The 26,188-nt window shown below is 40.8% G+C and carries 21 protein-coding genes and 3 pseudogenes; 7 read left to right on the forward strand and 17 right to left on the reverse strand.

Going from position 1 to position 26,188, the window contains the following annotated elements:
* Positions 1 to 67 precede the first annotated feature (67 nt).
* Positions 68 to 253: pseudogene (locus C6P39_RS04950) on the reverse strand (PD-(D/E)XK nuclease domain-containing protein); the annotation flags it as partial.
* Positions 254 to 260: 7 nt separating this feature from the next.
* Positions 261 to 845 (reverse strand): AAA family ATPase, encoded by a 585-nt coding sequence (locus C6P39_RS04955; RefSeq protein ID WP_104803017.1) that lies wholly within the window; start codon positions 843 to 845, stop codon positions 261 to 263.
* Positions 846 to 1,014: 169 nt separating this feature from the next.
* Here C6P39_RS04955 and C6P39_RS04960 point away from each other — a divergent pair, with 169 nt between their 5' ends.
* From C6P39_RS04960 to C6P39_RS04970, 3 genes are all read left to right on the forward strand, one after another.
* Positions 1,015 to 2,379 carry a sensor histidine kinase gene (locus C6P39_RS04960; RefSeq protein WP_104803018.1) on the forward strand — a complete coding sequence of 455 codons (1,365 nt, stop codon included), beginning with the start codon at positions 1,015 to 1,017 and terminating at the stop codon, positions 2,377 to 2,379.
* An 18-nt stretch (positions 2,380 to 2,397) separates the two neighbouring features.
* Entirely contained in the window at positions 2,398 to 3,120 is a 723-nt protein-coding gene (locus tag C6P39_RS04965; RefSeq protein ID WP_095176090.1) for a LytR/AlgR family response regulator transcription factor, read from the forward strand.
* A gap of 115 nt (positions 3,121 to 3,235) precedes the next feature.
* Entirely contained in the window at positions 3,236 to 4,297 is a 1,062-nt protein-coding gene (locus C6P39_RS04970) for a CPBP family intramembrane glutamic endopeptidase (protein ID WP_104803019.1), read from the forward strand.
* Positions 4,298 to 5,015: 718 nt separating this feature from the next.
* On the opposite strand, the gene C6P39_RS04975 is transcribed toward C6P39_RS04970, so the two are convergent.
* From C6P39_RS04975 to C6P39_RS28420, 6 genes and pseudogenes are all read right to left on the reverse strand, one after another.
* Complete coding sequence (locus tag C6P39_RS04975; RefSeq protein WP_104803020.1) at positions 5,016 to 5,291, reverse strand: DUF2442 domain-containing protein; 276 nt, start codon at positions 5,289 to 5,291, stop codon at positions 5,016 to 5,018.
* 16 nt (positions 5,292 to 5,307) lie between these two features.
* Positions 5,308 to 5,568 (reverse strand): DUF4160 domain-containing protein, encoded by a 261-nt coding sequence (locus tag C6P39_RS04980; RefSeq protein ID WP_104803021.1) that lies wholly within the window; start codon positions 5,566 to 5,568, stop codon positions 5,308 to 5,310.
* A 110-nt stretch (positions 5,569 to 5,678) separates the two neighbouring features.
* Positions 5,679 to 6,998 (reverse strand): group II intron reverse transcriptase/maturase, encoded by a 1,320-nt coding sequence (gene ltrA, locus C6P39_RS04985; protein ID WP_104803022.1) that lies wholly within the window; start codon positions 6,996 to 6,998, stop codon positions 5,679 to 5,681.
* A gap of 536 nt (positions 6,999 to 7,534) precedes the next feature.
* Positions 7,535 to 9,010 (reverse strand): annotated as a pseudogene (locus C6P39_RS04990) (IS1182 family transposase).
* 1,160 nt (positions 9,011 to 10,170) lie between these two features.
* A complete protein-coding gene (locus tag C6P39_RS04995; protein WP_104803023.1) occupies positions 10,171 to 10,533 on the reverse strand; it encodes a type II toxin-antitoxin system HicB family antitoxin in 363 nt (120 codons plus the stop codon).
* Entirely contained in the window at positions 10,469 to 10,765 is a 297-nt protein-coding gene (locus tag C6P39_RS28420) for a type II toxin-antitoxin system HicA family toxin (protein ID WP_104803024.1), read from the reverse strand. Before C6P39_RS28420 ends, C6P39_RS04995 begins: the two co-directional genes overlap by 65 nt.
* A gap of 240 nt (positions 10,766 to 11,005) precedes the next feature.
* On the opposite strand from C6P39_RS28420, the gene C6P39_RS05005 reads away from it, so the two are divergent.
* A complete protein-coding gene (locus C6P39_RS05005) occupies positions 11,006 to 12,316 on the forward strand; it encodes an IS30 family transposase (RefSeq protein ID WP_104803025.1) in 1,311 nt (436 codons plus the stop codon).
* A 261-nt stretch (positions 12,317 to 12,577) separates the two neighbouring features.
* Here the strand turns inward: C6P39_RS05005 and C6P39_RS27405 are convergent, their stop codons facing one another.
* The 3 genes from C6P39_RS27405 to C6P39_RS05015 all read right to left on the reverse strand — a co-directional run bounded on the left by C6P39_RS27405 (position 12,578) and on the right by C6P39_RS05015 (position 16,109).
* Positions 12,578 to 12,760, reverse strand: coding sequence for a hypothetical protein (locus C6P39_RS27405; protein ID WP_158661461.1), 183 nt, complete (start codon positions 12,758 to 12,760; stop codon positions 12,578 to 12,580).
* Positions 12,761 to 13,794: 1,034 nt separating this feature from the next.
* Positions 13,795 to 15,144, reverse strand: a complete 1,350-nt coding sequence (locus tag C6P39_RS05010; RefSeq protein ID WP_104803026.1) for an aminomethyltransferase family protein — start codon at positions 15,142 to 15,144, stop codon at positions 13,795 to 13,797.
* A 20-nt stretch (positions 15,145 to 15,164) separates the two neighbouring features.
* Complete coding sequence (locus tag C6P39_RS05015) at positions 15,165 to 16,109, reverse strand: NmrA family NAD(P)-binding protein (protein WP_104803027.1); 945 nt, start codon at positions 16,107 to 16,109, stop codon at positions 15,165 to 15,167.
* 250 nt (positions 16,110 to 16,359) lie between these two features.
* On the opposite strand from C6P39_RS05015, the gene C6P39_RS05020 reads away from it, so the two are divergent.
* Positions 16,360 to 17,907 (forward strand): PucR family transcriptional regulator, encoded by a 1,548-nt coding sequence (locus tag C6P39_RS05020; protein WP_104803028.1) that lies wholly within the window; start codon positions 16,360 to 16,362, stop codon positions 17,905 to 17,907.
* Between the two features lie 85 nt (positions 17,908 to 17,992).
* On the opposite strand, the gene C6P39_RS28115 is transcribed toward C6P39_RS05020, so the two are convergent.
* The 5 genes and pseudogenes from C6P39_RS28115 to C6P39_RS05050 all read right to left on the reverse strand — a co-directional run.
* Positions 17,993 to 18,589: an MFS transporter gene (locus tag C6P39_RS28115; RefSeq protein ID WP_158661462.1), complete on the reverse strand. Its 597-nt coding sequence runs from the start codon at positions 18,587 to 18,589 to the stop codon at positions 17,993 to 17,995.
* Positions 18,573 to 19,199 carry an MFS transporter gene (locus tag C6P39_RS28120; protein WP_158661463.1) on the reverse strand — a complete coding sequence of 209 codons (627 nt, stop codon included), beginning with the start codon at positions 19,197 to 19,199 and terminating at the stop codon, positions 18,573 to 18,575. Before C6P39_RS28120 ends, C6P39_RS28115 begins: the two co-directional genes overlap by 17 nt.
* Positions 19,200 to 19,210: 11 nt before the next feature.
* Complete coding sequence (locus tag C6P39_RS05035) at positions 19,211 to 20,527, reverse strand: aminomethyltransferase family protein (RefSeq protein ID WP_104803031.1); 1,317 nt, start codon at positions 20,525 to 20,527, stop codon at positions 19,211 to 19,213.
* 1,083 nt (positions 20,528 to 21,610) lie between these two features.
* Positions 21,611 to 21,934: a plasmid mobilization protein gene (locus C6P39_RS05045; RefSeq protein ID WP_005340449.1), complete on the reverse strand. Its 324-nt coding sequence runs from the start codon at positions 21,932 to 21,934 to the stop codon at positions 21,611 to 21,613.
* Positions 21,912 to 22,271, reverse strand: a pseudogene (locus C6P39_RS05050) (tyrosine-type recombinase/integrase); the annotation flags it as partial. The gene C6P39_RS05045 and the pseudogene C6P39_RS05050, both read right to left, overlap by 23 nt.
* An 880-nt stretch (positions 22,272 to 23,151) precedes the next feature.
* On the opposite strand from C6P39_RS05050, the gene C6P39_RS27735 reads away from it, so the two are divergent.
* Positions 23,152 to 23,355, forward strand: coding sequence for a hypothetical protein (locus tag C6P39_RS27735; RefSeq protein WP_207657111.1), 204 nt, complete (start codon positions 23,152 to 23,154; stop codon positions 23,353 to 23,355).
* A 23-nt stretch (positions 23,356 to 23,378) separates the two neighbouring features.
* Positions 23,379 to 24,476, forward strand: a complete 1,098-nt coding sequence (locus C6P39_RS05060) for a tyrosine-type recombinase/integrase (protein WP_104803033.1) — start codon at positions 23,379 to 23,381, stop codon at positions 24,474 to 24,476.
* 352 nt (positions 24,477 to 24,828) lie between these two features.
* On the opposite strand, the gene C6P39_RS05065 is transcribed toward C6P39_RS05060, so the two are convergent.
* A complete protein-coding gene (locus C6P39_RS05065) occupies positions 24,829 to 26,037 on the reverse strand; it encodes a tyrosine-type recombinase/integrase (protein ID WP_104803034.1) in 1,209 nt (402 codons plus the stop codon).
* Positions 26,038 to 26,188: the final 151 nt, after the last annotated feature.

The following is a 26,188-nucleotide window of genomic DNA, read 5'->3' on the forward strand; positions in this document are numbered from 1 at the left end:
TAATCATAAAAAAAAGAACACTTACTTTAAGAAAATGTTCTTACTTTTTTAATTTCACAGACCATTATCATATCTTTTCAGCCAGCATAACCTTACACCGCTTTTTATAACATGCAATACCGTATTTCAGGATATCCTTCACCCCATCATCCTGTAAGTCATCTTCGTATCCGGTATGTTCTATTTGTTTTAACGCTTCTCCGCAGGCAGCATCCAGATTACCGTCATGGGCATATTTCACTTCAATGATAATTCAATTATCAATGCCAATAGGAAGTTTCTTCTTTAGCATTTCCATTCCCCCTCAGTAAACGCGTTTTACTCTCAACCACTTCTATTATCATAGACGCTGTTTCTTCAACAGAGCAATCTGTTATGTCCATAACATAAGGTTCATAACACCCCAGATCATTGAATTGCTTCCACATTATTTCCACCAGTTCCATGTTGGTTTCCCTGTCCAGTTTATCCCGTCCAACAGCGCGTTTCATAGTTTCCTCTTTATTGGCTCTCAATATAATGTAATGCACCTCGTAGCCATCCTGCACGGCTTTTAACCATGGCTCTAAAAACCAGGGGCCTATGATTCCGTCCACAATCACATCATAGCCTCCGCGCACATAACGTTTTGCAGCTTCCAGGAAAGCTTCCATAACGATTACATTTTGTCCATTGGATCCTGGTAAATGCGGAGGTATTGCTCCTTTGCTAAGATAATGATAAAAGTCATCTGTATGCATATGTACTGACTTTTCCAGACTGGATTCTTTGGCAGTCATCGATGCCGTTGTCGTTTTCCCGGTTCCGGGGGCTCCTGTGATTATGACAATCCTTCCCTTTTTCATATGGCTTCCGCCCTTTCAATAAATTCCTGTAATTCTCTCTGTTCTTTTAATTTATTCTAACACACCCCTACGTCAAAAAAAGTTTTCATTGGATAAAAATACACTTTTATTTCATGTTTATCTGTGGTTTACTTATTACATAACGTAAGACAAACGAAAGGAAGTAGAAATGTTTGATTTTATTTTCGTCTGGGGTACACTTCTCTTTATGTCGACTTGCTACTCTCTGGGCATATATGTTCTGACTGTACATATGTTGGGTGAAAAAATACACAAGAAGAACGCCGTACTATTCTGTACCATTTATTACTTAATCCAGATAGTCGCCAATCAACTTCTGATACAGGGTGTAATTGATGATGAATCCTTTATCATCAGTTGGAATATTTACTTATATACCCTTCACGTAGTTATCCTGATATTTCTGCTCATCTGGACTTACCGGCAGAATGTGCTTCGGACGATTACGGCTGCGGCGCTGGCACATTTTGTGGTTTTCACCCTTGGCTCTCTGGCAGAAGAAGTATTTACGAATTATACTCCTGAAATGGACAATATTTATCTGTACAGCATAATCGTGTCTGTTATTCCTCATGCCATAATGATGATATCTTCTCTGTCAATTGCATTGCTGCTGAGGAAGTTAGAATTTAGTGGTTACTTGGGGGTTTTGTTCACAAACCGCATCCGGGCAGCCATTACTTTCATCATCAGTCTGCTGCTGATGCACATCTATACCATAATCCGGCTGCTGTTTCCAGTGGAAAAGGTTTCACTGCTCACCGCGTCTTATTCCGTTGCCCTGATTGCACTGGCACTGTTTTTTCTTCAGTTTACAGCCATGTATCAAGCCAACAAGGAACGTGTAAAAGCCCAGGAAAATATTATTCTCCAGCAGCAGTCCCATCTGGCTCTGCTGGAAGAACTTCAGCAGGAAATGCGCTCTTTCCGCCATGATTTCATTAATCTGATGGCTGGAATGTCATTACAGGCCAGAGATGGGGATCTGAAAGGGATTCAGGATTTTATGCGCAATACCAGCAGCTATTTTGATGAAAGGCTGGGGGATGAGATAAAGAATCTGGAAGCGGTTAATCGAATACAGCTCCCGCCTCTTCGGAGTCTGGTAACTTCCAAGCTTGCCCGAATGCAGCAGGCTGGTATTTCGACCAATGTAGAAGTTCTCTACCCGGTCGTTTCAGAAGGGATGCAGCAGCAGGACTTGCTGCGGAGTCTGGGGATTTTGCTGGATAATGCCTTTGAGGCGGCGAAAATAAGTAAAAAGCCACGTATCAGCCTGGTATTGCTGCAGACGGAGACACAGCTTCTTGCTGCTGTTGCCAATTCCTATGCAGAACAGCCTGATCTGGTTAAAATGAGCCATGACAACTATACAACCAAAGGAGACAGCCGCGGCACTGGGCTGATGAGCCTTCGGAAAATCACACGGAAGTACCCCGGCTGCATTACCAACATGAATCTGAAAGATGATATGTTCTATTACGAAATCAGGATTCCGCTAAATGAATACTGAAATAAGGAGGCAACACCGATGATACCAATCTACATATGTGATGATGAAACTTTGCTGTTATCCCAGTTGAAAAAGCTGGTTTCGGACCAGGTCATGATTGCCGCTTACGACATGGGCCCCATACAGACTTTCACAGCTCCGGAAGAACTGCTGGTGGAAATAAGCGGTAAATGCCACCGGGGCATCTACTTTCTGGACGTTGACTTTCCCGGCTCAATGAACGGATTTGAACTGGCCCGTAAAATCCGCAGTCTGGACTCCCGGGGATTTATTATCTTTATCACCGCACATGAGGACTTAGCCGCCGAAACATTTCGCTATCAATTAGAAGCAATGGATTATGTGGTAAAAGGAGATGAGGATCGAATCAAAAGCCGGATCCAGAGCTGCCTTGCAAACGCTGAGAAACGGATTTTGGCTGAACCAAAGGAGGACACACCTTATTACCCCCTGAAAATGGCAGATACTATCCGGCATATCCCCCTTTCTCAGATTCTCTATTTGGAAGCAATCGGGAGAAAGCATCTGGTGCTTCTGCGCCTGCTTAACGAAACCGTAGAATTCTATGGCTGCCTTACAGCTATCGAAGAAGAATTGGGAAAAGGATTCTGGCGCTGCCACCGTGGTTATCTGGTCAACCGGGAGCATATTCACAAGATTCATCTAAAAGAAAATTTTGTAGAATTGACCAACGGGGAACATTGCCTGCTATCCCGCAGGGCGAAACTGAATCTGCCATAACAGATATTTTGATTCCGTTTGCGAAGCATTCTATACCATTTACGAAACATTTATCATTCTTCTCCTTATCTGTGTTAGAGTAACGGCAACAAATAAAATGTAAGAGGAGAAGATAATGAAAACGAAAGAACAAACCAAAAAACAGATTATTATTTTTCTGGCAGTTGCCTATTTGCTGCCATTTATTCTTGGAATTTTTATGGGCTTTGGATATAGTAAAGGTGCCAGCCTCTCCATATTTCCCAATGCCCAAATGTATTATCCTGCGGCAGGTGTTATGCTGGCGGCATTGATCACACGAAAAGGAGATGCTTTGCTGCCGCGCCGCTTTTTTATTGGATTTATTCTGCTTACTGCTGCGCTGGTAGTTGCTGCTATTGGAAGTGTTCTCTCCTCTTCCACTATCTGGGCAATCATGAGCCAGTGGCTGATGATAGGCGGTTCCCTTGTACTGTGGATCCTGTATTTTATCGAAGGTTCCGCGCGGCGCAAGGCTTACGGCATGAAAGGCGGCAAATGGAAGCTGACATTCCTTATGTCTCTGCTCTTTCTGGCGCTGTATATACTCAGACTGGCTGTCTCTTACGGCATCAGCGGCCAGATTGGCTACTTTGCAGATATCTTCAAGAATCCAACCGCCTGGATTGTAATGGCTACCTTCATACCCAGCTTTTACCTCAGTTTCTCTGCATTCTTCGGCGAGGAATACGGATGGCGCTATTATCTCCAGCCGCTTTTACAGAAGAAATTCGGTATGAGAAAAGGTGTTATACTGCTGGGACTTATCTGGGGCTTCTGGCATCTGCCCCTAAATTTCTTTTACTATACTTCCCCATCCATGGGAATTATCAGTGTAGCTTCCCAGCTCATTACCTGTGTAACATTGGGAGTATTCTTTGCCTATGCCTATATGAAGACAAATAATATTTGGGTGGTTGTAATTGCCCATTACTTAAACAACAATATGGCCCTGGTTGCCACAGGCACCTTTTCAGCAGAAGTAATCTCCAACCAGACAATCACCTGGAATGACGTTGTATTCCTGCTGATCGTGAATTCTCTTCTGTTTCTGGGCTTTCTGGCCTCAAAGGTTTTCAGGGACCGCAAGAACAGAATACCGACTATGGATGAACGGGCAGATGCTGCGGCGGCGGAAGCAGCGAATTCTGTTCAATAGAAGACATGCAAAAGGGGCTGTGAAAAAAGCCCCTTCCCCACAGATTACTGCTTCTTCTTTTTAGGCTGCTTTCTGTAGTCTCTTCTGCTTATTATGATATTTATAGAATTATGGCCTATGGAAACCAAAAATATCTCCATTCGTACTGATTCTATTCCTCTTCTTACGATTTGATACTGCTTTATATCTCAATTTTGTGTTGAATTAAATGAACCCTTATGTTATATTATAGATAGAAAAGGAACAACCGCCCACAAGGGGTTGACCCAGAAGTTTAGTTAAAGAACCGCCCTTACTCGCCAAAGTACAAGGGCGGTTTTGCTATGTAGAACTACTTACAAAACGAAAAAACGAATGTAAGTAATGCCAAAAGGAACAGACCAAAAGTCATTATATCCTTAAAATCAAAATGATTTTTCATAAGCATTACCCCCATTCTATAAGAATAGGAGTCAACTCACCCTGCAACACGATTGTCCTTGCGTCCATTTTATCATATGGAGTATCTCAATAACAATCTATAAATTGTATTGATTTTCGCAAAAATCAAAAACCCACAAATCTGATGTTTGTGGGTTTCCATACACGCATATATACAATTCGATTAACGCTTGCAGAACTCCGAACGCCGTACTACGCTATTTTTAAACTGTTTGTCAGTTACGTGTTCGTTACCCATATACGCTCATATGTGCGCATACTGTCTCCAAACCATATATTATGCTATCTTTTCCACCGCCATCGGTAATTCATACAGTGTATCCGGGTCAATATCCAAACATTTCGTATTATCTCGGTTCCCACCGATATCCCATGCCAATGTATCATTCATCACTGTACAGGCCTCTTTAAAAACAGTGATATCTTTCAATGGACGAAATACCTCTTTCTCAATCATTTGAGTCATATCATAACATACGATTTTACCGTCTTCAAAGTATACATATACCGAATAATTTTCCATTGGTATTACCTGCACAACCTTCGGAAACATAACATTCACCTCACTTTTAAACTAACGGATTGATTCGGTTCATCGGTTTTCCATCCTTTGATAATTCCCAATTCTGCATCAGTTCATCCTGATGTAAAACACACCATGCTAAAATCAATTTAAGTTGCCGGGATGGCAATGCGCCTTTTATACACCTTGCTGCATCAATTTCAATAATCGCCTTATTTCCATTATATTCCGCATAGAAATGTGGAGGATTATGGTGATCATAATACATTGTAACTCTGATTCCATAAAACAACGATATTTCTGGCATTATATTTACCTCCTCATTTCATTCTATAGCATATATAGTTGACTATATATACTTGACAATATAAGTTTACCACAGTTATCACATCGAGTAGGGGGAATTTAATCCCCCTCTCACACCACCGTACATGCCGTTCGGCATACGGCGGTACAACATAACTTCAAAGCATGGCGTTCCATGTAATAGTCATAGCAACTTACAAGCCCCGCCTGTAACAGTTTTTCTTTTGAGATTGCCCTGACTACACACGTTTTGGTCACTATCCATTGGTAGCGGTTACCGCAGTATGCTGTCACTCTTGCCAGGTCTTTTCCTATTCCCAGCTTCTGCAATCCCCATTGCCGTTTTGACGGTACTTTCCATTGCTTCCAGATGATCACTCTTAACCTTGTACGCAAATGAGCGTCTATGTCGTTCATTGCCGTTTTCATTGAGCCTAACGCAAAGTAGTTTATCCACCCTCTGATTACCCTGTTCAGCTTCTGCACCCTTTCCGCAAATGCCATGCTCTGGCTTCTGTTTGTCAGTTTCTTTAGTGTTCGTCTGAATTTTGCCACGGATTCACCGTGCGGTCTGCATTTCCATTCCTTTGCCTTTGGGTCTTTGTAAAACCCAAAGCCCAGATACTTCAGCTTGCCCGGTCTTGTGATATGCGTCTTTTCCGCATTTACCTTTAGTGCGAGTTTCCTCTCTATCCAGTCTGTAATGGAATACATGACACGTTTGGCGCTTGCTTCGCTTCTGACTGCTATCACACAGTCATCTGCATATCTTACGAATCGCAGTCCTCTCTTTTCCAACTCTTTGTCCAGTTCACTCAGCATGATGTTTGACAGCAGCGGTGACAGATTTCCGCCTTGCGGCGTTCCTCTGTCCGTCTTTTCATATCTGCCCTGAATCATGACGCCTGCTTTCAGGTATTTTCGTATCAGCGATTCCGTGTCTCCGTCATTTATGATGTTGTGTACGAGGCTCATCAGTTTATCCTGCGGTACATTGTCAAAGAATTTCTCCAGGTCAATGTCCACTATCCACTCATATCCCTCTTTTAAGAATACAAGCATTTCCCTGATTGCCATTTCACAGCTTCGATTCGGACGGAATCCATAACTGTTCTCTGAAAACAGCGGTTCACACATCGGGCTTATGACCTGCGCTATCCCCTGCTGGATTACCCTGTCCATGACTGTCGGTATTCCGAGTTTCCGCTTACTTCCGTTAGACTTGGGTATCTCTACCCGCCTTACCGGTTGGGGTGTGTAACTTCTTTTTCTGATTTGCTCTTTGATACTTTCCCAGTTCCCACGGATATATCCGTCGAGTTCATCAATCTCCATGCCGTCCACGCCGCCTGCGCCTTTGTTGGCACAAACTTTCTTATACGCTTCGTTCATGTTCCTCTTGTCCAGTATCTTTTCCAACAATTCTGACATACTTTGTGTGCTTCGCTCCTTTCCGCCCCCTGTGATTATTCTTATGTTGTGCGTTTACGGCTCCTATACGTTTTGCCTACATCCGCCTGTCAGACATTCACAGGTACATACATTCGTCTGCACGGTTACGTTGTTCAGCCCTTCGGTTTATCTCTGGCTTTCAGAGTTTGCCTACTATGGCTTCTGCTGACTTCTCACAGTTCGTTGTTACTACGGCTAATGGAACCGCCTATGAGACCTCACGGGATAAGTCTGTGTTCTTTCCTCGTCTACCCTCCTGATCTACGCCTATGGGTTACGGCTACCTTTGGGGCCTCATTGTCTTAGGCCAATTTACCCGCCATAAACGCCTTATTATCAGGTTTCTGTCCGTAGGGCTACGATTTCGCTATCTCTTCTTCTCGCCTGCACCTCACGATGCAAACCTTGAGAGTCGCTATGAAGTTCGTCGGTAGCTACGCCTATGTGGACTTTCACCACAGAACACGGACATGCCCGTCATACCTAAAAAAACCCACAAACACGATGTTTGTGGGTCAGACTGTAGACAAAACGGTTCGCGATATCATGTCCGCGAACCGTTTTTTTGCCCATTTCCAGTTTTCAAATCTAAATTTTATGCTGGAAAAGAAAAATTGCAATGATGAAGAGCGGTATTTCGCTCCCCATTTTATCCGCCATTTCCAAATTGCCAGCTTCTTTAGATTCATGCAGCCAAATAAGAGGTTTAGCTCCATTTTTATCTTAGCCAGACCTCTGTACTGCGTATATCTCATTCCGTGTTTTTCCTTTGCATCTGCAAAGACTCTCTCTATAGTTTCCTTGCGTTTTTTGTATCGTTCTTTCATTCCGATTGTATGACGGATTTCTTCGACCTGCTCCATGTAGTCTTCCCATACATGACGCGTAATTACTTTTACGGAATCTTTACTGTTTGTGCAACGATCACGGTGAGGACAGCTTTGGCAAACAAGCCAGTCACTTTTATACTCCCGATACCCTTCACGGTTTGTTGTGGTGTAATGAAGCACTTTGTGATCCGGGCATAGATAGCAGTCAAAGAATTCATCGTATACATAATCATATTTTGTGAAAAAACCAGCTTGAGTCATAGGCCTTTTATATGGCATGACCGGAGTCTTTCCATCTTTTATCAGCTGGCGGGCGATTGACGGTATCTTATATCCTGCATCCATTACATAGTAGATCCCATATTTCCAATCCTGTTTTAATCGTCGGTATAAAGATCAGAATAAGACACTGTCATGGAAATTCCCCGCAGTCACTTCAAAATCCAAAACATAATTATTCTTGTCACAGCAGGTGTTGGCAGCGTAGGCAAAGACCTGCTTATGCTCACCTTTATGGAACCAGCCGCGGTCAGGGTCAGTGGTGCTGACCTTCTGTGTGATCATTTCCGGTTCCTTTTCTTTTTCTTTCAGTGGCTTCTTTCCGTGTTCCTGACGATCCCTTTTGATTTCTTCCTGCAGTTCCTTTTCATAACTGCGTGCTTCTTTTCGGATAACCTCATTATGATATTTATGAGAATTGGCACTGTCTTTGATGTGAGTGTCGTCAATAAACAGGCTTTCTGTATCAAGAAAATCATTCGCTGCAACCTCGGACAGTATCTTTGAGAAGATCTTCTCAAACAGATCCGTGTCTTTGAAACGTCTGGAATAGTTTTTGCCAAAGGTGGAGAAATGAGGGATCTCCTCATGCATTCCATAGCCCAGATACCACCTGTAAGCAAAATTCACTTCAATTTCACGAATTGTTTTGCGCATGGAAGGGATCCCGAAAATGTACTGGATCATGGCAATTTTAATCAATACAACCGGATCGATACTTTCACGTCCAAAATCACTGTATAAATCTTTCACTTCCTCATATATAAAACGCATGTCAATTGCTTCATCCAGCTTCCGTACCAGATGGTTTCTAGGTACAAGATCCTCCAGACTTGCGATTTCCATCTGTGTTCTTTCTGCGTTATCTTTTTTCCCCATCATAAAGAAAAACCTGCCTTTCCTGATGATCCTATTATACCATCTGGAAAGGACAGGTTAAACTAAAAATAGACAACCGCCTCCAAAAAGAGGGCGATTGTCTACAGTCTGACCCACAAACACGATGTTTGTGGGTTTACCATGCAATAGAATATCCAATTTCCTATCGTTTGCATAACTCCGAACGCCCATAAATAAAGCATTCTCAAGCCTTCTGTCAGTTACGTGTTAGTTACCCGCAGCTTCTTACGGCACCCGATGCTGCTTTATATCTCAATTTTGTGTTGAATTGAATGAACCCTTATGTTATATTATAGATAGAAAAGGAACAACCGCCCACAAGGTGGTTGACCGATTAATGAGATAGCAAAGCCACCCGAACCGACCAAGTATCAGGGTGGTTTTTGCTATGTATAGCTACTTACAAAACGTAAAAACGAATGTAAGTAATGCCAAAAGGAAAAGACCGAAGGTCATTAAATCCTTAAAATCAAAATGATTTTTCATAGGCATCACCCCCATTCTTTTAGAATGAGGTCAACACACCCTGTAACACGATTGTTCCATAGTCGAATTTTATCATATTATCCAATTTCATACAATTCTTTATTTCTTTTCATTAAATATCTTTTTATGTCTTATGCTCAGTCTTACATAAGACATGATAAAAACTTTTTTCTGTTTGTCACTTACGTGTTAGTTACCTGTCAGTTACCCACATATTTCCATATCTTTCTATATTGCTTTATGACCATCCGAAATATAAAAGAACCCTTGAAAATACTGCATTTTCAAGGGTTCTGACAATTCTCTTATAAAGTTCTTTATTATCGTTTGCAGAACTTTGAAGCCTTGATTTTACTGGATTCTTGGAATGTGGTGTTGCAAACACGTTACAAACGCAGGACTTCTCATTGCTCCTCACCACATCTCTGAATTATCAAAGTGGGAGATGGATCAAGAAAATGTGTGTCTCCCTCTTTTTCTCTCAACATCATTCAAACTCGGCAAGTCCAAAGATATTATTAAATATATTTGTTTAAGTTTTATATCCTTTTTGCCGTTATTTTATTTCTGTTGCATATATTATTTTGACTCGCTGATTTTCTGTTGCCAATTTGTTGCCAGCTTATTGTAAATGGTGTAAATAAGTTTGACTACATTTATTTTGAGAACACTGCATCATTTTTGGAAAGAAGGTACACACAATACTGATTCATGCTGATTCCTTCTCTCTGAGAATGCTCTGCCAGTGATCTGTGCAGGCTTCTCGGAATTCTCAATTTAAACTGTCCAGAATAGTCTTCCAGACTGTCTGGCTCATGAATCTCTACACCATCTTCTAGTGCAGCTTCAATCCATGCTTTTTTTGCATCCAGCGCATTTGCTACCGCACTCTCCACTGTCTCACCACAAGTAATGCAACCAGGCAAATCCGGATAAGAAACTACAAATCCGCCTTCATCTTTGTCTTCCACAATTTCCATACGATAGGACATTGCCATATAATCGTTCAGCGTCTTCATCATTCTTCGCCTCGCTTTCTACAATCTGCCTTACCATTTCTACATATACTTTTTTGATTGGTTCATGCTTTGGTATTGTAATTGGCATACACCCTTGTTTTCTGAAAGTATAATGGCTACTTCCGCTTCTTGGTACATTCATTTCGTATCCATAACTTTCCAATACCTTCCGTAACTCATCAAACCGGAGGTCTTTCGATAAATTGCATATAAATGTTATCGTTTTATCCATTTTGACATTTGTTATGCCTCCTATCTATATTATATATGGTGTCATATGTGGTGTCAATCAATTTATTATATTATTCCATGATGATCTCAATTGAAAAAGTAAATTCCGTTCGGGAGTGGAATTTACTCCTTCCTAACCTCACTCATTTCGGATATGGAATTTAATCTTTCCGAAATTTCTGGTATCCTGTTCTTACAAATATGACTTCTTCTTCTGGCTTTATCATAGGAGGAAATTTTCATGAGTAAAAATAAACATATGACTTTAGATAACAGGATCACCATTCAAGGGGAACTTGACAAAGGTTCTACATTTAAACAGATTGCCGTACTTCTGGGTAAAGACTGTACTACCATCTCCAAAGAGGTCCGTAAACATATCCTCAAACAAAAAACAGGCTCCATGGGCAGAGCTTTTAACGACTGTCTGATAAATTTCAAACGCCAGTGCAGGATACACTCTTCTTGTTCTCATTGCACTGCCAGATCGAACAGGCCCTGCTGGTCCTGTGGTAAATGTATGGAAGATTGTCTTTCTTATGTCTCTTATCCCTGTAAAGAGCTGCTAAAACCTCCTTATGTCTGCAATCCCTGCAGAGAACGCTCACGCTGCTCTTTAGAAAAATCTTTCTATCGTGCTGCCCATGCACAAAAAGAATACGATATGTTAAAGTCAGAATCCCGGTCCGGTTTTGCAGTCTCTGAAAAAGAACTGCTCCATCTTGACAGCATCATTTCTCCCCTTCTTCGCAATGGACAATCTCTTCATCATATAGCGGTCCATCACGGGGATGAGACTATGCTGTCTGAAAGGACCTTGTATACCTATGTCAAGCACGGCCTCTTTTCAGCCCGGAACCTGGATATGCCCAGGATCGTCCGGATGCGTCCGAGAAAAGGTAAAAAGAGTCCCTTCAAGGTAGACAAAGCATGCCGGATCGGGCGCACTTTTGAAGACTATCAGGCTTTTATGGCTGAAAATCCGCTTTATCCTGTGATACAGCTCGATTCTGTGGAAGGTATAAAGGGCGGAGCTGTCCTTCTCACAATACACTTTGTACAGCAGGAACTCCAGATCGCCTTCTTGCGCGCAGCCAATGATTCCCGGTCTGTCATTGATATATTTGAGAAACTGTATATGGAGCTCCGCCCTGATATCTTTCTTGATCTGTTCCCAGTGCTGCTGACAGACAATGGCGGTGAATTCACGAATCCTGCAGCGATCGAATACGACAGACAGGGGAATCAAAGGACCCGTATGTTCTACTGTGATCCAGGCGTCCCTTCCCAGAAAGGCAGCTGTGAAAACAACCATGAGATGATACGCCGCTGTATTCCCAAAGGTATAGACATCGGTCAATATACCCAGGAACAGATAAGCCTCATGATGAGCCACATCAATTCTTATACAAGACCAAATCTTGGAAACAAAAGCCCTTACGATGTTTTTGCATTTCAGTATGGGCAGAAGATATTAGATGTATTTGGCTTAAAAAGGATCCCGGCAGACGAGATCATCCTGACACCAAAAATTTTAAACAACAATAAATAAAAAAACAGCCAGGAGTTTGTGATCGCGCACAGTCATCATAGTCTTCTCCCCAGGGGTGGAATTTACAGCTTCCGAACAAAGACAAGTAAATCCGACTTCTGATCTTAATGCACAAAAATATCAAAATCCTGCTGTTTTATCTTAATTATATCAGTAAAACGCGCCTATGGATAGTATATTTTACTTTATAGCAAAAGTAAATTTCACCCAAGATACTCCAAGTGGAATTTACCCCTGCAAAACGGAAGTTACTTTTTCAACTCACCTATTCCATGATGATTCTACGCTCCTAACAACTTCTATTGGTTTTCCCTGAATCATAGTCTCTCCACCTTTATTTCCTGCATTTCTTCCTACATCTACAAGATAATCTGCTACATGAGAAATGAATTCTATATTATGCTCAATAATTAATACAGTTTCATTTTCTTGATTTAATTTCAACAAAATTTTTTCTAATAATTCAATATCCTAACTGTTAATTCCAGCTGTCGGCTCATCTAAAATATATAAATTTTTCCCTTTAATCTTTGCACCAAAACATTTAGCTAATTTAATTCTTTGAGCCTCTACGCTCCGGTCGGCGCTAAACAAGCGTCCCCGGACGCTTAACACCCTGTCATGGGTACTTTCCTTAGATAGTATCCTAACATAAGAACTAATGCTTCTGTAAGAGTATATGTAATTCTTTCAGATTATTATTTCTTATAAATGCTCTTTGCGCTTACGCATAAACTACTCTCTCATCTTTAGTACTTACAACAATGCTTTTTTAGTATTCCACCTCTTTGACAATGTACAGCAGCTATCACGATACGTGCAATACCCACAAGAGCAATGGTTTGTTTGGACACTGATGGTTGATACAATTTAACCATATTTTTTCAAGGGTGCTCAAAAGGGGGGCATTTGCCCCCTAAGGAATGCACTGTTTATAGGCACAAAAAGTGGCAGACAGCTAAGGATTTAGCCACCTGCCAGTTGATGAATCTTATACTATTTTCTGTATTTGCCAGTGCGACAAATAGGAAGTTCTCACTCTTTATTATCCCGTTTTAGTTTGTTTTCTCATGTATACCAATTACTGCAATTAATACAAGAATAAGTGTTCCTACTGACATTGATAAAAATGCAATATTCAGACCATGCATGTCTACAACAAACAGACGATATAGCTCGAATTATTAATGTTCAAATAAAATACTTCAAATTGCCAAAAAATCTTTGATAGGCGGAAAAATCTGTTGTTTTCAATAAGTTTTTTGCTTTACTTTCTCGAACCATCTGGAGCGCCTGTGTGATTGCTGGACGAACTCTACGCATAACTGTCGATCACGAAACATGAAAGAGCCAGCTAGAAGAAAATATATGTATTAAGTTAAAAGAATAAACCCTTAAACAGCAGATCCCCTGCAAAGCTTGAAAACTCTGCAGGGGAACACATAAATTTTATTTTCCCTATGTAATCATCTCCGGTTTCATCTTTCAAAAACAGGTATATCCGAAACATCCCGCTTTTCATTACGGATATAATCCTGATTATACGGGAATCTGGCAACCTTTGCGCGAACCTTCATCTGGCGGGTTCCCGGCGTTCCCCAGAGTATTTCAAGCTCCGTCCCTTCTTTGGCATATTCTGCGGAAATAAAGGCCAGAGAAATCATGCTGTTATAGGTATAAGAGATGATTTTTCCGCTTGTGATCCCGATCTCCTTATCTGCAGCCAGCACCTTATCCGCCCGGTACTCAAAACCAAACTCTCTGACACAGAAATAGTATTCAAGAGCGGATGGTTTGGTAATATCCTCGCAGGGTTCCTCCCCAGGGCTGAGCATGGTTGCAAAGACTTCTGCCACATCCTTGGCGTTCCATTCCAGGGTTACGCATTTTTTTTGGGGCTTTTTCGACATTTCAAGGAGGGCTTCTTTTCCAATGAAGTCATGATTGTATTTAATCAGGAAATCCCATCCCACATCATAGGGAGTAACAAAGCGAGCCTGAAGATCATCCCCTACACTTCCGAGAAGCCTTCGATTGAGATTGAACATGGATAACTGAGGCACTGTGCGCATATATTCTGTCATTTTCTCGCTGGTTTCCAGCCACGGAAGCGGATAGTGAAGATTGATATTCGGGAATCCGGCCTCCGTATGGTTAAACATGTTATAAGCCTGGAGCCCAAGCTTTCTTGCTCCCAGCTTTTCACCTGCCGCCCATACCAGATTGTAGATCTCCACATAATCCGCCATATCTCCGTGAATTTCATAAGCAAGGTTGCCGGACATGCCAAGCCGGATGATGCGTACCTGTTTTCCGTTTACCTCCTGGATTCTATGCCTGCCGAATTTGATGTCGTGAAGATTGGCCTGGAATGCGTTTTCCAGAATCTCTAAGGACTTTTCACCGTCAATCTGGATAAAATATTCCTTTCCGCTCATGTTTTCGCCATGCACATCCAGATCTGATGTATTGACATAATAAGAGATCACTGGATCAAGCCAGTAGGTTCTGTAACGATCTTCTCCGATACGGATTACAACGCCGTCTGTCAGAATCTGACCTTTCTCATTGCACATTACGGCATGGCGTATGCCGTTCATTCCCAGCGTGGTAAAATCATTTGTACAGACCTGTCCCATTAATTTAACGGCATCCGGTCCGTACACATCATAAATGGGGGATGTCATAAGCGCCGTTCCAATCCATGCGCTGGTCTGATATGCCTTGATCTCATCCTCCACGCCCGTATAAGCATATGCCGTAATAAAAGATCCCTGTGGGAACATTAAGGTGGCGCCTTCCAGCGCCGGATTCATCATTTCTGCCATTTTTCGTCCTCCTACTGTTTTTAATTATCTGTAGATGTTCTTGTTCCGATTAAATGATTTTCCATATCTTCAAACATTTCTCTTACCGTGATGGGCTTTTGCCCTGTCAGCTTTTCAAAATCATCTGTAAATGTACTCATTTGATTCAAACGGATTGCCCTGCCAAAGGACACCATTCCATCTGAGCAAAATGGGAAGTTCTTCGCCGTATCCGCCCACATTTCCTCCGTTGTCCTTGGAACGCCGATGGAGTCAAAAAACTCATACATCTCATCATCGTTGATATATTGATATTCCGTCTTTTTACCCGTAACCTCCGAGGCGATTGCCATGTACTGTGCAATTGTCAGAAGCTCGGCTCCATTTATATCAACAATTCGGTCTTCCCAATCAGACATTGCCGCACAGGCCGCCGCAAGCGCACAGTCATCCCTCGAAACAAATGCCATTTTCCCATCTCCCATGTTATTGCGGATGATGCCGTTTGTATTTTCAACTGCTTCCACAAATGTGGAGACCATTGCTTCCGCATATTGGGAATCCCGAAGAATCAAATAATGGATGGGCTGTTTTTTGATATACCTTTCGGTCCATACATGATCGTTTACTTCGTAAGCATTGATATCCTCATGTCCGGCTCCTACAATCGATGTATAAACCAGTTTGTTTACACCTGCCGCCACAGCCGCATCAATTGCAATTTTATGTGCCGCTCTTCTTTTCGGTCCAACGAATGGCATGGAGATCAGAATAACTGTATCCGCATCTTTAAATGCTTCCGTCAGTTTTTCCGCATTGTTAAAATCGACAATTCTGGTTTCAATGCCCATTGCCTGGTATTTTTCAAGACCATTTTTTGTTGGAGCCGTAAAAATCAAAGCTTCATGAGGATATCTTTCCAGCAGTACACGGGCTGACCTGCTTCCAAAATTTCCGTCTACTCCATTTAACAATATCTTTTTCATAAAAAATAATCCTTTCAACTATATTAGTTATAATATTAAAAAATTGATACCCCTTTATAGGATGCTCCCTCAGCTCTTTTTATTGCCTCCCTCCTTTTGTCTGAATTATATTATCTCCTCTCTAACTGTCGGCGCCTGAACAGTGTTTCCTATATATTTATAGTAAAGCAGTTGCCATCTCCCGTCATCAGTTATATAATTCATTTATACCGTCTTTTTTCGTCAAAAATAACCAAAGGAGTTTTTTGCAATGAAATCTATGAGCATTTCTGTCATCCTTGACTGGATTCCTGATAAATACAGGATTTTTTATAAATCTACGGGCTTAGATCAATTATTCCAGCATGCCCGCATGCTTGATGATTCCATGGAAATAATCGATAATGATTTTCTGTATTTAACACAAGAGATCTCTTTCCTTGATAGGGAATGGGATATACGTAAGCCCCGGTTCCTGATTTTCTGTACCAAAACCGGATCAAAGGAGGGACAGATAAACCCTTCATGGATGGAGCATGCCGCCATCTTATATACGGACGAGCCTTTTCATAAGGTATTCCGTGAGTTTCTGGATATTTTTGATAAGTACTATGCCTGGTATGAGCAATGCCTAAAGATAATTATCGAAAACAAAAATGTTTCAGATCTGCTTGATTATGCGGCCACCTTTCTTTGCAACCCGATTGCCCTTTTTGCTCCAACCGGAAAGCTGCTGCATTATACCGGGAAATTTCAGGAAAAAATCGAGGGAACTCTCTGGGACGAGGTTATCAATTTCGGCTTTACACCGACAGAATCCATATATCCTGACGAACACCAGAGAATTATGCAGGAAATTCACAGCGGAAACCGCTTAATCTCCAGCGTCTTTCGTCAGGATCCATCCCATCACTCTCTGACCGCTCCGCTTTATTTTGAGGGAAAAAACTTTGGAGCATTCGGTACGACAGATATGAACGGTCCCTTTACGGAAGCACAAAAGGCTTTGTTATTAGAAGTCGTTCATTTTACAGAGCTTGCTATGAATCACCAGATTCAGGCTTTTCTTTTGCAGGATGAAGAAAACTATTATGTTATACGGCTTTTACAGGGATATCCGGCAGATGAGCTTTCTACCTCTTATTATCTCCAAGCCAGAAATTATACGAACGAGGATATTTGGTATCTTTATCAATTTTCCCTTCCGGAATCTGACGTCTCGGATACCCGTCAGTCTGCCTATATTCATCAAATAAAAAACATTCTGCCTCATGGAGTTGTCCTCTATTTTGAACATTCTATTGTTGCGGTTTGCCGCAGGCGGGATTTTGATCCTGATTATGAAAAATCATACGCCGCACTGGAGGATTTGCTAAAACGGCTTTCCCTTAAGGTCTATATAAGCACCCGTTTTTTTAGATTCACGGAGCTTTCCATGGCATATGGACAATGCAGGCTTATGAAATCTTACCCTTTGGAGCCTCAAAAACATATTCAAAGGTTTGATGAAGCCTTTCCGCATGTTTTATATGGTGTCCTTAAGGAAAAAAACTCCTTGCCGGGCTTCTGCCACCCAGCTGTTTTATCCCTATGGCAAAGCCATATGGAGCAGGATCTCACGCTCATTCATAATTTAAAATGCTATCTTATCAACGGAAGAAATATAGCGGAGACTGCCCGGACGCTTCATCTTCATAGAAACACCTTGATCTACCGGCTACGAAAAATTGAAGACCTGCTCCATATTTCACTGGATTACCTGGATGAAAATATGCTTCTCTATTTATTAATATCCTGCTTCATCTGCGAAACACTCTAATTTGGACATCCTCCTATGCTTGAAATTTGGCTTGCGACAGCATTTTCATTGCAACATAGGAAGATTTTCATTTATTTTGTGATTCTTACTTTTGATTGTTTCCAAACTGAGGAAGTAACAGCCCACAGAGGAACATAATTACCATACATATGGATGCAAGCATAAACAACAAACTATAATTTTCTCCCGCAATCGGTGTTAAGATATAAGTTGGAATCAAAACAGCTCCAAAAAGCTGTAATGTAGAGATGACACCCGCCGCACTTCCTGCATATTTAGTTCCAAGTCCTTCTAACAAAACCGGTGCGGAAAGGAAAATAGGCATTGACGCTCCAAGCATAATTCCAGTATAAAGAACCAGTATGTGTAAAACGAATATGGACGGAAATCTCCAACACATAATAATTCCGGCAAAACTCAACACGGCAGCTCCTGATACAAACACTTTAACATTTTTGATTTTAGAGAATACAATGGGACCTGTAATAGAACCAATACAATTTCCCAATGTCAACATAGATGCAATCGTACCACATACTTTCAAATTTATTCCATACATGGTCTGCAATGCTACCGGCATAAAAGTGGATAAAGTTACCGTACTGCCAAGAACCATCATAATGCAAATAGAAACCAGCCATATACCTTTATTAGAAAGTACTACCTTAAGAGGAATCCCCAATGGAAGGTTGATTTTCCTGATCTATCTTCTCCCTTTCTTCCATTGTATCCTCTGGCCTATCTTTCACAAAAAGCAACCATAAAACAAATACACTAATACAGAATATTGCTGATACAATAAAAGCAGATGTCCTGCTATCAAACAAAACTGCCGTCGTTGCTGTCGCAAAGGCTCCCGGAAGTTGTCCGCAAAATGCAAATATGCCCATCAAAATCCCTAGCTTTTCCTGCTCAAACCAACTTGCAGTAATCTTGGATGCATTAATATTGACAAACATATTGGAGAAACCGGTTAATGCCATGCAAAGAAAAAATGGCATATAGCTATTTGCAAAAACTCTCCCAATCATTCCAATTCCAGCTATAACAAATGAAATATTAATGACTTTCTTTGAACCAACCTTGTCAGAAATCATTCCTCCTACAAAACTCAAGAAAATTGCTACAATCATAGGCGCCGTAAATAAAGATGAAAACTGCGATGTTGTAAGTCCAAAAGATTGTATTAGTTCCGGGGCAAACACGGATAACTGGTATTGTGCATAACTTCCCGGCATATATGCAAGACACATAATCGTAAATACCAGCCATTTTCTATTTTTTTTACTCATGGAAACTCCCTTCATTCTTCAAAGCCATACGGACAAGAACTAATATCATAATTTTTATTCTCAACCAGATCATTTAATGGAAATTTTGCAATTACTGCACGGATATCCTTTATACGCTTTCCATAATCGCCCCATTTTACAATCACTTCTTCGTGCTCTTTGGCATATTCCATATCTATGGTACATTCAGAAATCATTTTATGATAATGGGAACTATATACCGCACTACTGGATAAACCAATAACCTTGCCATCCCTTGTGGTAACATAGTCCTGATGTCCTCCACACATGCCCGGAACGCAACAAGGATACTCCATCTGCTTATAAGGCTCCCCCTCTCCATACAAAGATGCCTGTACATCTAAAATATCTTCCGGATTCCAAATTAAAGATACAATCATCTTTTGAGGATTTGACATTTCTTTCTCAAGAGCTTTTCTTCCAATAAAGTCATGATCCAATTTTGCCATCCATTGCCAGCCAACCTCTACCGGCGTACGGAAACGTGCACGAAGATTCTCTGGTTCAACACTTCCAGTATATGAAATATTTGCAGGTGACATTTCTACAACCTTCGGATTTTTATAGGAAGCGCTCTCAAATGATACCGTAACTTGCGGATATCCTCCAAAAGCATGATTCACCGGATAACTCCGCCATCCAAGCCTCTTTAATCCCATAGGTTTTCCAATCTCATAAGCCGCATGATATACATTGGGACCATCTTCTTTTAAACCACGAATTTCATATGCAAGTGTTCCACTCATGCCAATCCTGTTTACTTCCACTTCAATATTCAGTCCCGGAATACTTACCTTACGAAATTGCAAAAATGCTAGATCATGAAGATTCGTATTCGTAAGTTTTTCTATAATTGTTAATGACTTTGGTCCTGAAAATTGAAAGACAAAGATATCACGCATGGTCATTTTCACATCATAAGCACCAGTCTCCAACAGTTTCATTGCTGCAAATGGAAGTGCAGCCGTAATCCGATATGTATTATCGTCGTCTTTCATACTAAGACAATGAGCTGCTATCAATCCTTCTTCATCAAGCATAACCAAATGTTTATTTTTTCCGTTTTTCCATTTGCTAATGTTATTCATACAAAGTTTTGATAGAAACGCCTGTGCATCTTTTCCTTGGAATGTAATTTCAGCCCCACTAATCCCTGCATGAATATAACATGTTTCTGCCCACGATTTACAAGTTTCATACCAAGGATCAGCCTCCCAAGTATAAAGATTCCCAATATTCTGAAAATAGGTTGAAACATCTTTATACTTAGGCTCATAATCTACTCTCGCTCCAATATAATCCTCCACTACACTTTCCTCCTTATTCCGCTAATACCCCAAATCATTCCCAGCTCTGTTCCCTCTTTTGCATAGTCCGGGTTGATAAAGCCCAGTGAAATCTTGCTGTTGTAATGATAAGAAATAATCCCACTTTTTTTAATCTTGCATCACAATTATTTACTCAAATTTTCTTAACCGTCGGCGCCTGAACAGTCACATTTGATATTTATATTCTAAAACGATTAATCATCTTTGTCATTGGTTATATGATTCAATTACTAATACCTTTTTCGTTATTTTTAACCCGATTAGATAATCTTATAAAAAAATACATTTATCCATTATTCTTGATTCACTTTAACAATACTACAAAGTTTTTATGACCTCTTCATAATTGATATATCGTTTATTCAATCAAATCTCTTTGAAACCTCAACAAAAATTTTATATATTTAACCAATGGCATATCCATACTAAATCGTGATCAACGTGAATCAGCACCGCCAGTTTTAATTCCATCTGTTAATGATAATTTCGATTCTAAAATCTATGATATTACTTGGAAAGAGCACTTAATTTTTCTATACTATCATAAGCCTTTTTTGAAATTTGCAATAAAATACTGGATATATTTACTCAGTACAATCATTATATGAAATTGATTTTGAAAAGCAAACCGCTGTCTGAATTACTGGATTATGCCACTATATATCTGGACATCCCTATTGCTTTTTGAGCCTACAAAAATTATGCTACATCAGACAGGTTCTTTTCAAAAAATATTAAGATATCTGAAAATAAGGCCCCTATTATTTGATAATGTTCTTAACACTGTTAGAGTCCGCTTGAAACAGCCAACCTAAGACTAGCAGAAACAACCAATCTGAGTCCAATTAGAAAAGCCATTACCATATTAATTCATGTTCTATAATGGTGTTAGCCAATGCACCATGAAAGGAGAAACATGAATGAAAATAAAAGTAATGACTTGCAGACTATCATAACACAAGTCATAGAAGAAATGAAGTCTGAGCAAGGGGATAAGTTTGATTTAAACAAAATCAACCTTGCTGAACAGATGCAATCGGAGCAGTCATTTTTCTTTTGCTGTCATTCATTTTCCCCTTTCAATCCATACAATGTCTCAGCGACCAATCTCAGGGTACTCAGTAGCTCTTCGTTTTCCTCACTGCATTTTTCCAGACGTTTCAGTTCTTCATAAATCTCTGCCATCTGATTTCGCAATGCTTTATACACTCTTGGATTTCCCTGTACCACAATTTCCCGATCAGTTAATCGTTTTGTGATATAGTCCTGCTTGCTAAGTCCTGACAACCGGACACATGCATCAATCTGCTCTGCTTCTTCCGGTGATACCCGGAATGCTACGATTTTGTTTCTCCATCTTCCTTTACTGTCCAGATTTTTCTCCATTTGATTTTTCCATCCTTTCAATATCCAGCTGTTCTGCCATCTGAATCTGCTCACTTGGAAACAGATGTGCATATCGGTAAGTGATATCAATGCTCTCATGTCCCATTCGGTCTGCGATTGCTAATACCGTAAATCCCATATTGATCAATAACGATACATGGGAATGTCTCAAGTCATGCACTCGAATTCGTTTCACCCCAGATATTTTTGAGCCTCTGTTCATTTCATGATGCAGATAAGATTTGGAAATTGTGAAAATCCGTTCGTCCTCTTTCGGCTCATACAACATTTTCAGGTAATCCTGCATCTCATCACACAAAAACTGCGGCATCTTAATATAATCAATCCTTCCTGCCACATCGGACAGCTTGCTTTGTCTGATAAATGAATGTCTGCCTATAAGTATCCTCCTTCCCCAGCTCTCGCTGACTTCATTGTGAGTAGGTGCATAGGCACCTGTTTACGAACTGATTGCCGTATCCGGCATAAGCCTCGCAGAGCGACTTCTGAAATTGCAAGCAATTTCATCAGTACACGGCTCTCGCCAAATCCGTCTGCAAGCAGCCGCGCTTGGCTCGATGCAATCGCGAAATACACAGAGTATAAACCGTAGGTTTGTGCGATGGGTGTATTTCGCTCTCAATCGCCGAGGGCTGTTTTTGCATCACATAATCTGATTATTACTCAGACTTACGATTTCATTTATGGCGTATCCGCCCTTTTGATTTGCCCATATCTGGGCTGCTTTAACATCTGCAACACTTCCTTCTGTAAAAAAATAAAATAAATTCAAAAATTACACGTATAAGCGTATAAACGTATCTTCCATACTTTTCAGAAACCTGTAATCCCTTGATTTTCCTAAAGATATACGCTTATACGCTTCTTTGGAAAATTCTTTTTTATCTGTATCTCATCTGTATCAGCGGTAGCTGTCTATGCGTATCTGTGTATGGATTCCCTGAAATCCTCTGCTCAATGAAATCGCAAAAGTTTTAGACTGCGAATCCACATATCTTATAGGGTATGATGCCGAGAGAAAACCTTTAGAAAATCTTTCTGATATTATGAATTTCTTATTTCAGTTAGATAAGATAAAGGAACTTGGCTTCAATATCGAAGTCAAACGCCCGCCACATTATGATGGATGGGAATGTGCTATTACTTTTAACGGCAAAGATGTTTCTACGGAGTTAAATCAGGATCTCTGTCTATTCTTGGAAGAATTTGAGGATAAAAGAAATGAAGTCAAGGACTATCAGACAAGTCTTGAATCTTATCAGAAGTGGCAGGATAAAACACTTGCTTATTACGCAAATGCAAAACTGACCGAAAAAGAAACAGAAGAAATCTCAAACGAAGAACGAATACGAAGATTTCAAAAAATCATGAACGAGCGGTACGGTAAGAAAGAGTCCTAATTTTTAAGGAGGATTTTTAGAATATGAAATTACCGAACGGCTACGGAAGTGTAGTAAAACTATCTGGAAAAAGAAGAAAACCTTGGATGGTTCGTAAAACCACAGGCTATCGTATTGATCCAATCAAAGAAAAGAAAGTAAATGAATATATCATCATTGGATATGCCGCCACAAAAACAGAGGGATTACAAATGCTAGCTGATTACAATCGTAATCCTTATGATACAAAGGCAGCCAAAATGACTTTTGATGAAGTGTATGAGGAATGGTCTAAGAAAAAATTTCCTACGGTATCCGAAAGCAATATCAAAGGATACAAGGCATCTTACAAAACATGTGGCATTCTTTACAACCGAGTTTTCAAGGATTTAAAACTGGCAGACTTACAACAGGTTATTGACACCTGCGGAAAGAATTTTCCCACATTGAAAAAAATCAAAATCCTGTTCAACCAGTTATATGAATTTGCATTGAAGAATGACATCTGCAACAAAGATTATTCTACTTTTGTTGAAATCGCCCAGTACAAAGACCGCAATCCAAACAAGCATACACGTACAAAATTCACGAAAGAAGAAGTTGCAAAGGTCTGGACAATGAAAGATGACAAATACTATCAGATCATCCTCATGCTGCTTTATAATGGCACACGTATCTCTGAATTTCTTGACTTGAAGAAAGAAAATGTGCATTTGGAAGAACAGTATTTTGATGTAATTGACAGCAAAACAGAAAACGGAATCCGAAAAGTTCCGATTGCTGATAAGCTCCTGCCTTACTATAAAGACTGGTATAATTCTTGTCCTGATTGCGAATATCTTCTTCATACAGAGGATGGCAAAAGATTTCTTTATCGCAATTACTATGACAGCTATTGGACTCCTCTTGTGGAACAGATTGGAATTGACCGTACACCACATTGTACCCGGCATACCTGTATTTCCATGTTATCGGAAGCTGGTGTTCAGGATACAACAATCAAGAAAATTGTGGGTCACTCCGGTGCTATGACTTTGACAGAAAAAGTTTATACTCACTTAGATATGCAGGTTCTTGTAGACGCAATCAACAAAACCTTAGAAAATGAGGACAGCGTAACTGCCGATACAAAATCTGCATAACAAAAAGGACACTCTCCAGTGTCTATCACCGAAAAGTGTCCTATATTTTTTAGATATTTTTGTTGCAAACGTGTTGCAAATGCGTTGCGAACTGAGTAAATTCCACCGCTTTTCACCACATCTGACAACTCCACAAACCCTTGTAAAACAAGGATTTGAACGTAAATCCAAGTTCCGAAGATTATCTCTTGCGTAACTGAAATTAACGTTTGCTGAACTGCGGTGCACGACGAGCTGCTTTGAGACCGTATTAGGCGTGCCCGTGTGCCGATTTTCCTTGGTTTTACGGGCTTTTTCGCACTTTATGTTCTCAATTAACCCACCCCTTAACCAAAAAAGCGGGGGCTTTTAATCAGGAAACCACCTGCTGAAATGCTCCATTCACCACATCAAACAATTCCTCTGGTTTATTGTACTTTACCTTTGCATAGATGTCCATAGTTGTTTTGCTGTTCTCATGCCCTGCAAGATACTGAACCGTTTTGGGGTCTACTCCCGAATAAAGCAGGTTCGTGATGTAAGTGTGCCGCAGCTGGTGTGGGGTCACATCAAAATCTATTGTGTATTGAATGTTGGGATTGTTCTTCTGCTTCATGCCCAACGTAGGCTTCACACTATATTTAATGCTCTGTCCATTCACATATTTATAATAGGTTCTTTCTTTCGTAGAGCGTACCACCACATATTGCCATACGCGCTGGAACTGCGAATAGGAAAGCGGCTCTCCTGTGCTGTCTGCAATCACATAGTCCGAAATGGAGCTTGCCTTGGCTTCCCGCAGACACTCTACCAGACACTTGGGAATCGGAATATCCCTTTTTGCTGCCTTAGTCTTTAATACCGTGGAAATCACCGGTCTGTTATGCTCTGTTCTCCATGCACGCTGTACGGAAATGTAGGGAGTGGGTACATCCAAAAACACACAGTCCCATTGCAGGGCAAGTATTTCTTCCCGGCGAAGGCCGGCATACAACCCAATCATAACAAACAGATAGGGTGGCAGTCCCTTGACCGCGTCCAGAAGCACCTCTGTCTGCTGGTCTGTGAGCGCTTCCTTCCTTTTTCCTGCTTTCCCGCCTTTTGCGGAAAGCCCCTCGCATGGATTATAGGTAATCAGCTGGCTGCGCTCTGCCGAGTAGAAAATACACTTGATAAGCATATTTACCGTGTTGTACATTCCCTCTGATTTTTTTGACATCGGCACAAGTGCTAAGCGTATATCATCTGCTGTCACTTCTTCCATATACATATCACCCAAAGGCTCGATGATGTGGTTCTTCATTGCGAAGGTATATCCTCGCAGGGTAGCTGCCGTTACTTTTGCCGATTGCATCAGCAGCCACTTCTCGCAATATTCAGCGACTGTAGGGTGCTGTCTGCGAAAGAGGATTTCCTCAATCTGCCGCCGCGCATCCAACTGCTTTTCATACAGTTCCTCACAGGTGGTAGCGTACAAGTTCACGCGCTTACCATCGGCATCCTGAATCCGGGTTCTGTAATATACAGTTCCATTGATTTCAACTGTCCCATACTCTGGAATATTCTTTTTCTTCTTAGCCATAATCTGTCTCCTTTCTGACTGTGGGCGTTTTCCGTTTACACATTCTTTTTATCAGAAATCGCCCGCTTAATCCATGATGTCGATTATGTAAAACAAAGAGCGAGACATCCTTGCCTCGCTCTTTGCTTTGTTTCCTATTTTATTGTGAACG

The organism is Blautia marasmi (genome assembly GCF_900258535.1).
GTDB lineage: Bacteria > Bacillota > Clostridia > Lachnospirales > Lachnospiraceae > Blautia > Blautia hominis.